General features: G+C 61.2%; 13 protein-coding genes. 1 reads left to right on the top strand and 12 read right to left on the bottom strand.

Going from position 1 to position 13,002, the window contains the following annotated elements; translation table 11 throughout:
* Positions 1-10 precede the first annotated feature (10 nt).
* From NKI47_RS08250 to NKI47_RS08240, 3 genes are all read right to left on the bottom strand, one after another.
* Positions 11-922, bottom strand: a complete 912-nt coding sequence (locus NKI47_RS08250; protein ID WP_084641121.1) for a C40 family peptidase — start codon at positions 920-922, stop codon at positions 11-13.
* On the bottom strand, positions 885-1,235 hold the full coding sequence (locus NKI47_RS08245) for a MarR family winged helix-turn-helix transcriptional regulator (protein ID WP_023676939.1): 351 nt from the start codon (positions 1,233-1,235) through the stop codon (positions 885-887). Before NKI47_RS08245 ends, NKI47_RS08250 begins: the two co-directional genes overlap by 38 nt.
* A 69-nt stretch (positions 1,236-1,304) precedes the next feature.
* Positions 1,305-2,669 (bottom strand): leucyl aminopeptidase family protein, encoded by a 1,365-nt coding sequence (locus NKI47_RS08240; RefSeq protein ID WP_023676938.1) that lies wholly within the window; start codon positions 2,667-2,669, stop codon positions 1,305-1,307.
* A 122-nt stretch (positions 2,670-2,791) separates the two neighbouring features.
* On the opposite strand from NKI47_RS08240, the gene NKI47_RS08235 reads away from it, so the two are divergent.
* The gene (locus NKI47_RS08235; RefSeq protein WP_023676937.1) at positions 2,792-3,613 is read left to right on the top strand and encodes a tetratricopeptide repeat protein; all 822 of its coding nucleotides are present in this window, start codon (positions 2,792-2,794) and stop codon (positions 3,611-3,613) included.
* A 116-nt stretch (positions 3,614-3,729) separates the two neighbouring features.
* On the opposite strand, the gene NKI47_RS08230 is transcribed toward NKI47_RS08235, so the two are convergent.
* The 9 genes from NKI47_RS08230 to NKI47_RS08190 all read right to left on the bottom strand — a co-directional run bounded on the left by NKI47_RS08230 (position 3,730) and on the right by NKI47_RS08190 (position 12,793).
* Complete coding sequence (locus NKI47_RS08230) at positions 3,730-4,746, bottom strand: type II secretion system F family protein (RefSeq protein WP_023676936.1); 1,017 nt, start codon at positions 4,744-4,746, stop codon at positions 3,730-3,732.
* Positions 4,747-4,755: 9 nt separating this feature from the next.
* Positions 4,756-5,769 carry a type II secretion system F family protein gene (locus tag NKI47_RS08225; RefSeq protein ID WP_023676935.1) on the bottom strand — a complete coding sequence of 338 codons (1,014 nt, stop codon included), beginning with the start codon at positions 5,767-5,769 and terminating at the stop codon, positions 4,756-4,758.
* A gap of 29 nt (positions 5,770-5,798) precedes the next feature.
* The gene (locus tag NKI47_RS08220; protein ID WP_352455132.1) at positions 5,799-7,307 is read right to left on the bottom strand and encodes a TadA family conjugal transfer-associated ATPase; all 1,509 of its coding nucleotides are present in this window, start codon (positions 7,305-7,307) and stop codon (positions 5,799-5,801) included.
* Positions 7,308-7,336: 29 nt separating this feature from the next.
* A complete protein-coding gene (locus NKI47_RS08215) occupies positions 7,337-8,620 on the bottom strand; it encodes a CpaE/TadZ family protein (protein WP_352589104.1) in 1,284 nt (427 codons plus the stop codon).
* A 55-nt stretch (positions 8,621-8,675) separates the two neighbouring features.
* Positions 8,676-9,410, bottom strand: coding sequence for a CpaD family pilus assembly protein (locus tag NKI47_RS08210; protein WP_352589101.1), 735 nt, complete (start codon positions 9,408-9,410; stop codon positions 8,676-8,678).
* A gap of 14 nt (positions 9,411-9,424) precedes the next feature.
* Positions 9,425-10,954: a type II and III secretion system protein family protein gene (locus tag NKI47_RS08205; protein ID WP_352589099.1), complete on the bottom strand. Its 1,530-nt coding sequence runs from the start codon at positions 10,952-10,954 to the stop codon at positions 9,425-9,427.
* On the bottom strand, positions 10,951-11,766 hold the full coding sequence (gene cpaB / locus NKI47_RS08200) for a Flp pilus assembly protein CpaB (protein WP_023676931.1): 816 nt from the start codon (positions 11,764-11,766) through the stop codon (positions 10,951-10,953). Before cpaB ends, NKI47_RS08205 begins: the two co-directional genes overlap by 4 nt.
* A gap of 189 nt (positions 11,767-11,955) precedes the next feature.
* Positions 11,956-12,474, bottom strand: a complete 519-nt coding sequence (locus tag NKI47_RS08195; protein WP_023676930.1) for an A24 family peptidase — start codon at positions 12,472-12,474, stop codon at positions 11,956-11,958.
* A 148-nt stretch (positions 12,475-12,622) separates the two neighbouring features.
* Positions 12,623-12,793: a Flp family type IVb pilin gene (locus NKI47_RS08190; RefSeq protein ID WP_023676929.1), complete on the bottom strand. Its 171-nt coding sequence runs from the start codon at positions 12,791-12,793 to the stop codon at positions 12,623-12,625.
* Positions 12,794-13,002 lie beyond the last annotated feature (209 nt).

Below are 13,002 nucleotides of genomic sequence, written 5' to 3'. Positions count from 1 at the left end.
TCGATTCGCGTTACGGCCGGCGAAACCCGGTCGGTCCGCCATAGAGATAGCCGATACGGGCGACCGCCTCCCTCAGTCCTTCACGCGACACCAGCATGGTGTGGCCGTTGGCGTGGATCATGGTCTCCGGATCCGTCATGATCGCGACGTGGCCTTTCCAGAAGACCAGGTCGCCGCGCCGCAACCCGGCAAAATCCGGCCCGAGGTCGAGCGGTTCACCGACGGTCGCCGCCTGCATGTCGGTGTCGCGCAGCACTTGCCTGCCAGCCATGTGCATTGCAAGTTGCACGAGACCGGAACAATCGATGCCGAAGCCGGAAACGCCGCCCCATAGATAGGGCGTGCCGAGAAACGCCTCGGCGACCGCGACGTAGTCGGGGGCAACCTCGGCGACAGGCCTGAGATGGTCAGATATGACCGCCTCGCCGGATGGCAGCAGAGCATAGTACGTGCGGCGTGTTTCAGCCGCGCCTTTCACTGTTACCGCTGACCCCATCGAGAGCTCCCCGCTCACCGGGAACCGCAAATCCGGTCCCGGATAGAGGAAAGTGCGCGGCACCGAGACAACATGCGTGGGTGCATGGTCCCGACCGCCCAGCACAGTGTCGGCGACATAGCCGACATAGCCGTCGCGCTCGGCCTGTATCCAGGCCCAGCCCTCAACGTCCTCGAAGACGAGGACGTCTTCGCCGAACAGAAGCTGGGTATCGACGCCGGCATCCGGGCGCGGAGCCTTGCGGACATCGGCCGCGGAGGCTGATATGCGAGCCGGCCGGCCGGCGACGAAACGGTCGGCGGCGACCTCGCCTGTCAGCCTGGCGTCGGCGAGATCGGAGCGGAAGGCATGGAGGCGGGCATCCCTGGCGGTCAAATCGGCAACTCGTTCAAATGGGCAACTCTTGGGCTCTGGCAATGATAACATCGCCAAAGCGCTCGACAAAGAGCGCGCCTTCGACTGTGCGCCTGACCAGCACGTTGCGCTTGTCGAGCTCGTCGCGGTGGCGCGACACCAGTTTCAGCGCCCCCATCGTATCGAGCGCACGGGTGATCACCGGCTTGGTGACGTTGAGTCGGGCGGCTAACCCCCGCACCGTGTGCGGCGGCGGATCGAGATAGATGGTGAACAGGATCGCCGTCTGGCGCATAGTGAGATCGGGCGCGTCGTCACGCACCTCGGATAACACCACCTGTTGCCATAGTCGCAAGGCCTGGCTTGGACGCATGATAATCGACATCCGTCCAGCATGACGGAAAATTGTTTCGGTTCCGTTTCAGTCAATACCTTCGTCGGCTATGCCCGAGAATCAGCCGTAGCGGTTCGAAATGACCTGCTCCAGCGCCCGGATGCCTTGCGCTTCGCCACCGGCAAGGCCGTGCGGGCGGTCGAACGGGTTCCAGGCGAAGATGTCGACATGCGCCCAGCCGGCGGTCTTTTCCACGAAGCGCTTCAGGAAAAGCGCCGCGGTGATCGAGCCGGCGAAACCGTCCGACGTGACGTTGTTGATGTTGGCCACCTTCGACGCCAGCTTGGCGTCATAGGGCTTCCACAACGGCATGCGCCATAGCGGATCCTCGACCGCAACGGAGGCGTCCGCCAGCTCGGATGCAAGCGCCTCGTCACCGGTGTAGAACGGCGGCAGGTCGGGACCGAGCGCAACACGGGCAGCGCCTGTCAGCGTCGCCATATCGACCAGCATCTGCGGCTCTTCGTCGTCGGCCAAGGCCAAGGCATCGGCGAGCACCAGCCGTCCTTCGGCGTCGGTGTTGCCGATTTCGACGGTGATGCCCTTGCGGCTCACCAGCACGTCGCCTGGCCGGAAGGCGTTGCCGGCTATCGAATTCTCGACAGCCGGGATGAGCACGCGAAGCCGGACCTTCAGCCCGGTGGCCATGATCATGGAAGCGAGGCCCAGCACGTTGGCAGCGCCGCCCATGTCCTTCTTCATCAAAAGCATGCCCGAGGACGGCTTGATGTCGAGACCGCCTGTATCGAAGCAGACGCCCTTGCCGACCAGCGTTATCCTGGGGGCATTGTTCGGCCCCCAAATCATGTCGATCAGGCGCGGCGCGTCGGCAGAAGCCCGACCGACGGCGTGGATCATCGGAAAGTTGGCGGTAAGAAGATCGTCGCCTTTGGTCACCGATAATTCGGCCTTGTGCGTCGCGGCCAAGGTTCGGGCGGCTTTTTCCAGCTGATCGGGGCCCATATCGCTGGTCGGCGTGTTGACCAGATCGCGCGCCAGGAAAACTCCATTGGCGATGCGGCGGATGCGGGCAATGTCGGTGCCTGCCGGCAGCGCGAGGCGAAGCGTCTTGCCTGGCTTCTTGCCGTAGCGGGTGAAGACATAGCCGCCGAGCGCTACGGCGAGTGCCGTAAGCTCCGGCTTGGCCGGTGCGGACGCAAAATGCCACTCGCCTTCGGGCAAGGCTCTCGCTAGTGCGCCGATGGCCAGTGCGCCCTCGCCATCACCGGTGCCGAACAGGGCTCCGGCAATCGCGCCGTTGTCGCCAGGCACGATCAGCGTCCTGCCGGCCTCGCCGGAAAAGCCGTTGGCCTTGGCCCAGGCGACCGACGATGGCGCAAGGCCCGCCGCCGCCAGAGCATCCTTCGCCACCAGATGGACCGGCAGCGCATTGCTCAATTCTTTCTCGACGAGTTCGACAGGCATTCGCTGGCCTCCGGCTTCCGAGTCGGCGTTTCTTAACTCTCCGTTAGGGTTAACAGAATATTTCTGCGGGAGGAAAGATGACCTCGCAAATGGTCACGCGCATGAACGGAGCCCTGGTGCCGATGCCGACCAACCGCAGGATGAACGCCAGCGCAAATAGGCTGATCAGCACGGCGTTGATGATGGCGCTTGCCGCAGGCGTCGCCGGCTGCGGAACCAGCAAATTGACGACTGGCTCGATTTCTCGTCCAAGCGGCAAGCCGCTGGAAACAATGTCGGCGGGCGAACTGCACAACGCTACGATGGCGCTCGGCCAGTCCTATTCGAAAAACCCCAGCGACAAGCGGATCGCGACAAATTATGCCGCGGCGCTGCAGATGGACGGCGACGCAGACCAATCGCTTGCGGTGATGCGCAAGCTGGCGATCGCCCTGCCGAAGGACCGCGACGTGCTCGCCGCCTATGGCAAGGCGCTTGCCGCCAACGGACAGTTCGAACCGGCTCTCGATGCCGTGCGCCGCGCCCAGACGCCCGAATATCCTGACTGGAAACTGGTATCGGCGGAAGCTGCTATTCTCGACCAGCTCGGCCAGAAGGACGAGGCGCGCCAAGGCTATCGCAAGGCGCTTGACCTCAGGCCGAACGAACCGTCGATCCTTTCCAATCTCGGCATGTCGTACGTGCTGGAAGGTGATTTGCGCACGGCCGAAACCTATATGCGCTCAGCCGCCCAGCAGCCGAATGCAGATAGCCGCGTCCGCCAGAACCTTGCGCTGGTCGTCGGTCTGCAAGGCCGTTTCGACGAGGCTGAGAAGATCGCCTCGCAAGAGCTGTCGCAGGATCAGGCGCAGGCTAACGTCGCTTACCTTCGCCAGATGCTGGCGCAGCAGAATGCCTGGAGCCAGCTCAAGGACCAGGACAAGGCAAAGCCCGCCACCAACTGACCGCTTCGAGCGCCGAACCGGCGCGCGAATTCCGCAACATGTCTAACGCAAAGAGCCGCGCTGCACCGGCAGCGTGGCTCTGAATCGTATCAGCGTTTCTGGCAACGCCGCTGGCGCTACTCGCTGCTGGATTTCGGCTGGTCGCCAAAGATGCCGCGCTGGCTCACCTGGATGCCGGCGGGACCCAGAATGATGGCGAACAGCACCGGCAGGAAGAACAGGATCATCGGCACGGTGAGCTTCGGCGGCAGCGCGGCCGCCTTCTTCTCGGCGGCATTCATGCGCATGTCGCGGCTCTCACTGGCAAGCACCCGCAACGCATGCGCCACGGGCGTGCCGTAGCGCTCGGCCTGAACCAACGCCTGGGACACCGACCTGACGGATTCCAGGCCAGTTCGGCTTGCAAGGTTCTCATAGGCCTGCTTGCGCTCCTGCAGATAGGAAAGCTCGGCGTTTGTCAGGATGAATTCTTCCGCCAATGCCACCGATTGCGCGCCGATCTCATCGGCGACCTTGCGAAGCGCCGCTTCCACCGACATGCCGGACTCGACGCATATCAGCAACAGGTCGAGCGCGTCCGGCCACGCCATCTGAATCGATTGCTTGCGCTTGGTAGCGCGGTTGTTGACGTAGAGCACCGGCGCGTAGAATCCCGCATAGGCTACCACGATGCACACGAACAGCTTCACGAAAAGCGGCTGCTCGGGCAATCCGCCGAGCACGAACAGATACATCGCCGCCAATGCAAAGCCGATGAAGGGCAGGACGAGACGGAAGAAAAGGAAGCGCGTCAGCGGATTTTGCCCGCGAAAACCTGCCACTTTCAATTTCTGCAAGGTACCTTCATCCGCCAGCGCACGCCTGAGATCCAGGCGATCGACAATATTGCGCATGCCGACCGACTGTTCTTCGCGCAGGCCCTTGCGGCGGCGGTCGGCTTCGACTGCCAGCCGCGCGCGCTGCTTGGCGCGCAGCTCATCGCGCTCCAGCGCTACGGATTTCATGCGCGCCTTGAGCTGGTTCCCGCCAAAAGCGGGCAGCAGCGTGAAGACGGTCGCAAACACCGCGATGCCGACCAGCAGTGCGATCAGCAGGGACGGGTCGGTGAGAGTTCTGATGACGTGATCGGTCATACGCGAGTCCTAGACTTCGAAATTCATCATCTTGCGCATTACCAGGACGCCCATCGACATCCAGATGCCGGAACAACCGAGGATCAGATGGCCGGTGCTGGTGATGAAGAGGGGCATGATGTAGTTCGGGCTCGTCAAATAGACGAGAAAGGCGACGACGAAAGGCAACGCGCCGATGATCACGGCGGATGCCTTGGCTTCCATGGACAATGCCTGGACCTTGGCTTTCATTTTCTTGCGGTCGCGAAGCACGCGCGAAAGATTGCCCAGCGCTTCGGAAAGATTGCCGCCGGCCTGAGACTGGATCTGGATGACGATGCCGAAGAAGCTCGCCTCGGTGCACGGCATCGTTTCTGGCATGCGCATGGCCGCGTCGGGGATCGACAAACCCATTTGCTGCGAATCGACTATGCGGCGGAACTCGGTCTTGACCGGCTCGGGGGATTCGTTGGCGATCAGGCGCACGGCGTCGTTCAGCGGCAGGCCGGATTTTACCGCACGCACGATGATATCGAGCGCGTTCGGAAATTCGTTGAGGAACGCCTTGACGCGGTGCGCGCGGCGAAACGAGACGAACCAGCGGGGCAGACCCAAGACGCCGACCAGCAGCGCAGCCGGCAAGACCAGCAGCGGTGCGCCGATGAAATAAACAAGAGCCGTCAAGACGACGCCGCAGACCGCCGAGTAGACATAGAAGCGCTCGAGCGAGATCTTCATGCCGGCCTGACGGATTTGGATCTTCAGCGGTGGTTTCTTGACCAGGCTCTGATTGGACTTTTGCTTTTGATCGAGATCCTTCAGCGAATCCTGGACGGACTTGCGACGCTTGGCCGCTTCCGCCACGCGATCGCGCGACGCCTTGACGACGGATCGATCCGTCTCGGCGGTCTTGATCGATTCAAGCCGCTTGCCGACCTGCTTCTCGGTGCTGATCCGGTTGAACAGGAAAGCATAGGCCACAGCGCCGGCGCTGAAGCCGGCGAGCACAACGAATGCCAATACGGTGCCGTCAATTCCGAACATCGACCCTGGCCCCCACGCTTCCAGACGGATCAATCAGCGCGTTTCTCCATCGCCTCGAGCGCAACCGCGAGGCGCTGCTCCTCACCGTAGTAGCGGGCGCGCTCCCAGAAATGCGGACGGCCGATCCCAGTCGACACGTGCTCGCCCAGCAGCCTGCCGTTCGCGTCCTCGCCCTTGATGTTATAGAGAACGATGTCCTGGGTGATGATGACGTCACCTTCCATGCCGATCACCTCGGTGATGTGGGTGATACGCCGCGATCCGTCGCGCAGGCGTGCAGCCTGTATGATCACGTCGACGGAGCCGACGACGATTTCGCGCACGGTTTTTTGCGGCAGCGTATAGCCGCCCATGGCGATCATCGACTCTATACGGTTGAGGCATTCGCGCGGGCTGTTCGAGTGGATCGTTCCCATCGAGCCGTCATGGCCGGTGTTCATCGCCTGCAGCAGGTCGAACACTTCGGGTCCGCGCACTTCGCCGACGATAATACGTTCGGGGCGCATGCGCAGACAGTTCTTGACCAGGTCGCGCATGGTCACTTCGCCCTCGCCTTCGAGGTTGGGCGGACGGGTTTCGAGACGCACCACATGCGGCTGCTGCAATTGCAGCTCAGCTGAGTCCTCGCAGGTGATGACGCGTTCTTCGCGGTCGATATAGTTGGTCAGGCAATTGAGCAGCGTCGTCTTGCCTGAGCCGGTACCGCCCGAGATGACAATGTTGCAGCGGACACGCCCGATGATCTTGAGAATCTCGGCCCCTTGCGGAGAAATCGAGCCGAACTTGACCAGCTGGTCGAGCGTCAGCTTGTCCTTCTTGAACTTGCGGATGGTAAGTGCGGTGCCGTCGATAGCCAGGGGCGGTGCGATGACGTTGACACGGGAGCCATCAGGAAGACGCGCATCGCAGATCGGGCTTGATTCATCGACGCGGCGGCCAACCTGGCTGACGATACGCTGGCAGATGTTGAGGAGCTGCTGGTTGTCGCGGAAACGGATGCCGGTCTGCTCGACCTTGCCGTTGACTTCGATGTAGACGTTCTTGGAGCCATTGACCATGATGTCGGCAATATCGTCGCGGGCAAGCAGTGGCTCCAGCGGCCCGTAGCCCAAAACGTCGTTGCAGATATCCTCGAGAAGCTCTTCCTGCTCGGCGATGGACATCGCGAAATTCTTGATCGCGATGATGTCGTTGACAATGTCGCGGATTTCCTCGCGCGCGCTTTCGGGATCGAGTTTGGCGAGCTGCGACAGATCTATCGTATCGATGAGTGCGGCGAAGACCTGGCTTTTGGTGTCGTAGTAGGTTTCGCTCTTTTGGCGCTGGATACTTTTCGGCTCCGGGGCCAATGGCGGCGGCTCGACCGCACGGCGAACCGCCGGCGCGGCAGGCGCGCCGGATGGCGGCAGCGCCGCCGACCTGGCAGTTACAGCCGCTTCCACAGGGTTCGCGGCCGCCGGCGCAGCAGGTGCGGGTGCTGGCTGACGGAATTCCGGAATGGTCCGGTTGCCGTCGTCGCTGCCTCTTTTACCAAACATGATCGCTTACCAATTCCACCGCTGAGGCATCACTTCTTGTTGCGCGAAAGCTTGCCGATCAGATTGCCGAGGCCAGCCTTTTTCTTCACTTTGATTTCGCTGCGCCCTGTCAGCACATGGGCGATCTCGTTGATCGTGGCGACAACCGGACTCTTGGCATCCATCTCACCGAGCATACGTCCGTTGTTGGCAGCATTTCCGAACAAAAGCGGCTCGAACGGGATGACCGACATCGGCGAAAGGCCGAGCGATTCGGAGAAGTCGGACGGCGTAATCTCAGGACGTTTCGGCACACCGGCCTGGTTGATCACAAGCTTTGGCGCGGGATCGTTCGGACGAAGCCGCTTCAGCATGTCGACCAGGTTCTTCGTGTTGCGCAGATTGGCCAGTTCGGGCGTCGCCGTGATGACGATCTCGTCGGCCTTGACCAGCGTGTTCTTGGTCCAGCCGGCCCACACGTGGGGAACATCGAGCACGAGGAGCGGCGCGCTACGCTGGGCTATGTCGATAAGCTGGGTGAAGGCGTCGGGATCGAAATCGTAGACCCGCTCCAGCGTCGAAGGGGCCGCAAGCAGCGACAGGTGCTCGGCGCATTGGGCGAGCAGCCGGTCGAGATAGAGCTCGTCGACGCGTTCCGGCGAGAAGACTGCCTCGGCAATGCCTTGCGCCGGATCCTGGTCGAAATTGATATTGGCCGTTCCGAAGGCGAGGTCGAGATCGGCGACAACCACTTCGGATTTGAAAAGGGACGACATGGCCCAGGCCACATTATGGGCTATGGTCGAGGAGCCGACGCCGCCTTTGGCGCCGATGAAGGCAATCGAGCGGCCGATCGGCTCAGCTTCCGGATCAACGAAGATCGAAGACACCACGCTGACGATGTCGGCCATCGATACGGGCGCGATGACATACTCGGAAATGCCCGAACGGATGAGTTCGCGGTACAAGCCGACATCGTTGTAGTGGCCGACAACCACCACCTTGGAGGTCGGGTCACAATGCTCGGAGAGCTGGGCGAGTTGTTCCAGCAACAGCTTCGGCTCGCTGCGCGATTCAAGCAGGATCAGGTTCGGTGTCGGCGCCGACTGATAGAATTCGATAGCGGTAGGGATGCCCCCCATATGCACTTTCAGATGGGCCTTGGCCATGCGGCGATCCTCGCCGGCGCGCTCGACCGGATTGGCTACGCCTTCGGTCTCGCAAAATGCCTGGATCGAAATGCGCGGGATCGGCCGCAACGCCTGCATCGCGGCAATATCCTGCTCCGAGGTTTCGCCGCCCGGTACCTCTGTGTCGTAGGCAAGATTGCTCATTGTCATCACTTTCCGTGACTTGCGCGGCTTAGGGTTTGTTGAGCCTCAACACTCGTTAATATTCGACTTCCGAATTGCCGAGGAATTCGTCCGAAATACCTCTGTCACGATAGACGTCGATCACCGCGCTCCGATTTGCCGCGTCGATGGGTGTCTGTTTGCGCGGTCCGATCAGATCGACCGGATTGGCCATCTGGGCGGCAAGGTTGTTTTGGTACGAACAGCCGAAATCGGCATAGTGCTTGTTTTCCGAAGTCTCCAGCAGGTCTTCGGGCCAGCGCCCGCATTTATCCGTCTGAGCCTTCACCGAGACGTAGGCGACACGGACCGGGGCGGACGCTTCGACCGAACCGGATTGATAGGACCGCATGGCGATCCGCTTCCGGCTGATGCCGCTGGCCATGGCAAGCCTGGCGAAATCGCGGCCGGCGGCGGCCGCCGCGATTTCGTTGGCCGAACCGCTCGGAATCTCGATCGTCAGCACCGGAGCCGCGCTCCTGTCGTATCCGTCCAGGAAGCCCAGGAGCGTGTCGCGCTGGGATCTGGTCATGCCACGGTCGCCGGCGCCGACCGGAAGGTCGATCTTCTGTATCTTCTCGGCTATGACGATCGGATGGGTGGTGCGATAATCGTCCGGTATGGCACCCACCGTGACGCTGTCGCGATTGGCGCAGCCGGCCAGCAATGCCGCCACCGCGATCGCCATAATGGGAACGGCCGGCCGCCAGATTCGCGAATGGACCGACCGCGTCGCGGTGATCGCCCGTGCCTTCGATGCTGCCTTAGACATGACCGCTTCCCCGCTTACTTGTAGATGAAGCCGACAACGCCGTGGTAACGGCCGTTGGGCTTGTCGGTCTGCATGGTGCCGTAGACACGGTTGACGCGGCCAAGGAAAATGCCGGCACCATCGCTGGCGGCGTTGAAATTGTCATCCGGCTTGGCAAGATCGTTGCGCGCCACCGGCTTCACCAGATACGGCGTAATGATGATGACGAGCTCGGTCTCGTTGCGAACGAAATCCCTGCTGCGGAACAGCGCGCCAAGCACTGGAATCTTTGTCAGACCAGGCAAGCCGTTGACGGCTTGCCTGAGATCATCGCGGACAAGGCCGGCAATCATCATCGAGCCGCCCGAAGGCAGTTCCACTGTTGTGTCGGCCAAGCGCTTGCGGAGCGACAGGGCGTTCATGCCGGGGCTTGTTACGCCTTCGGACAAAGATACTGATCCCTCCGTTGTCGGCTCGGAGACCGAGGTCCTGACCTTCAGGCTGATGCGGCCGGGAGACAGCACCACCGGCTGGAATTCCAGGCCAATGCCATATTCGATCTTCTCGATTGAATAGGTCTTCAGACCTGTCTGGTTATCGTTGGATACGGCTTGGGAAACGCTGGTCACCATATTGTATTCACCGCCGACCTTGAAGGTCGCCTTCTCGCCGGATACCGCTGTCAGTGTTGGCTCGGCCAGGGTTTTCATGACGCCTGACTGTTCCATGGCGTTGATGTAGGCCTGCAGCGTCGAGCTGCCGATGGCGAGGCCCGAGTTCGACAGCGACTTGCCCAAACCGGTGAAATTGTCGCTTACCGCACCCCAGCTGATGCCGTTGCTGCTGCCGCTGCCCATCATATTGACGCCGAGCTGCTTCATCACCGAGCGGCTGACTTCCGCAACCGTCACCTTCAGCGTGACCTGGTCGTCGCCGATGATCTGCAGCAGGTTGACGATCTGGCTGACGCGACGCTCGGCATCCGGGTTGTCAATGGCGACGCCAGCCTCGGCCGAACCGCCGGCGGCAGTCTGCGAATATTGTCCCGTGGTCGCTTCACCGCCCGACACGAAGATGGTGGCCAGCTGTTCCGCCCGCTTGGCATCCAGGGGCGTGTCCACGGTTCCGGTCAGAACGACATTGTCGTTCAGGAGTTCGACTTTGACGGTCGATGACGGGATGAAGCGCCTGATATAGTCCTCCAGCCCGGCAACATCGCGTTCGACCGCCAGATCAAGGCTGACGATCTGCTCGCCATTCGGGCCAAAGACGAAGATGTTGGTCTCGCCGACCGCCTTTCCGAACAGATAGATGCGCCTGGCAGTGCGGGTCACCGCGTCGGCTACAGCTGGGTTGGCGACGAGAATATCGTAGGCATCGCTCGGCAGGTCGATGACCACCGATTTGTTCAGTCCGAGCTTGACCCGCTGGGTGGCGGTCGAAGCCGTGACCCTGGCGTTGTCGCCTGCTGCGCTGGCACAGAGAACGCCATATGCATTCGTTCCAAGGAAAAGCAGGCCGATCGCCGCAGCCAGCGTGACCGGCAATTTGGTTTTTAGCCTCATTTCCTCGCCCCCACTTCGGAAACTTCGCCCGACTTGATCAACCGCACGGTTCCGCGCCGGCCATTGCCGGAAACCAGGTAATCGGCTTCGCCCACATTCTTGTCCTGACTGTCCTTGATCGAGCGCAGCGCCAATGTCAGGCGATCCGCCATCTGCTGTGCGACGGTGATGATCTCGGACTGCTGCGGCGTCAGTTCCAGGGTGGCGGTCTGGCCAACCCTGGTCTTCTTACCTTCCTCGTCCTCCTGAATGGTCTGGTCGATCGCCAGGACGCGAATGTTCTTCAGGATAGTTTCGGTCGTGAAGCCCGGACCACCGCCATTGGCGGGATCGGCTCTGCGGGTCATGATGACGTCGACGAAATCGTTGGGAAGAATAAAGCCACCGGCCGAGGTGTCGGCCGAGATGCTTGTGGCAACGGCCCGCATGCCGGAGGGCAGGATCGACGACATGAAGCTTTGCCCTTCACCGATCAGCTTCGAGCGCCGCAGCGGCTCGCCGGCGTAGAGCGCCACGCGAGCGACGGCGCCCTTCAGCTTGTCCAGCGCTTCAGGCTCGGCGGCGCGGGTGATGAAATTTGCGTTGATGCCTGCGGACGGCCATGACTCCCAGGAAATGTTGTTTTCAAGCGGACTGCCCATCGGAACGTCGCCGGAAAGAACAAGCACATCCTGCAGCGCGATCGCCGGCGCCTGAGGACCGGAATCGACAACCGGAGGCGGCGGAGCCACGACCATGTTCTTCGCGACATAGCCTGCACCACCGGCCGCGGCTATCGCCACGCTCAGAATAATCAATCGGGATGCTGGCATCTGTCCGAACCTCGCCTTGGCAAACCACGTAGCCAAGCGGGACTTTGCAGCGGCAATCGTCAAAACAAGGTTAATGTTATACTTACGATCGTGATTAATTTAACGTTTACATAAATTGGACCGACAAGCCCGGCCCGAAGGAAAACGTGGCCAACTCGCCTGCTCGGCGCCAATGGCGTAAAGCGAAATTCAGCCCGCCAGCCTGGTAAGTGCCCAGGCCATCAACGGCGAGTCGGAATAGGTGAGCAGACCGCCAATGCCAAGCGCAATGCCGTACGGAACGCCGGTCGCCTCATCGGCGAAATGGCGCAGGAACGGATTGTGGCTTGTGACGGCGGCAAGCGGCGATTTTCGATAGGCGAGGATGGCTAGCGTCAGCAGGCCGCCGATGAATGTCGAGGCGACGAGGTATTCGATGAGATGGATGTTCAGTCCCATCCACATGGCAGTGGCAGCCAGAAGCTTGGCGTCGCCGCCGCCCATGCCGCCCAGCGCGAACAGGCCGAACGTCACCGCGAGAACCAGGCCGGCGGCGGCGAAATGCCAGCCATAGGTGGCCCAGTCCATGCCGGTCAAAGGCGCAACCAAGGCGAAGACAACCACAAGCAACACCGGCACGCGATTGGCGATCGTCATCGAAAGCATGTCGGAGATCGCGGCAAAAAGCATGCAGAACGGAAACACGACGAAGATCACGGCTTCAAGCATCGGCGCGCCTATGACCCAATTGCATCTGGCCCCAGCCTAATCCTATTCGATTAACGACTGATGAGGCCTAAATTTCAAATCATACCAGGACTAAATAAGGGCCGCCAGTGCGGCGGCCCTTATTTCAGAACAACCGAACCCGTTACGGTCAGCTACCGTTCACCTTAGTGGAGATGGCGGTGAACTTGGCGTTCAGCGAGTTGCCGAGCTGGCCGGCGCCGACCATGATGGCGAGTGCGATAAGAGCGGCGATCAGACCGTATTCGATAGCGGTCGCGCCGGATTCGTCCTTCACAAAACGTGCGATGAGGTTAGACATTCGAGCTCCTACTCCAATTGTTACAGCACTTCCGTCAACTTCTCTTGGTGGCTGATCGGATACTGCGAATCTAAGGAGAAGCTGTTTCAATCGGCTTAATAAACAGGCTTACCGATTCCTTTCCCGCTTCGACGAGATTGCGTGGTTAACCCAGAACTAAAATACCCGCCGCTAGGCGCCCGGGCTGACAAAAGGCGCAAAAGGCGCAA

Source organism: Mesorhizobium sp. M0633 (assembly GCF_040320645.1).
GTDB lineage: Bacteria > Pseudomonadota > Alphaproteobacteria > Rhizobiales > Rhizobiaceae > Mesorhizobium.
This window is presented reverse-complemented; position numbering and strand designations above follow the sequence as displayed.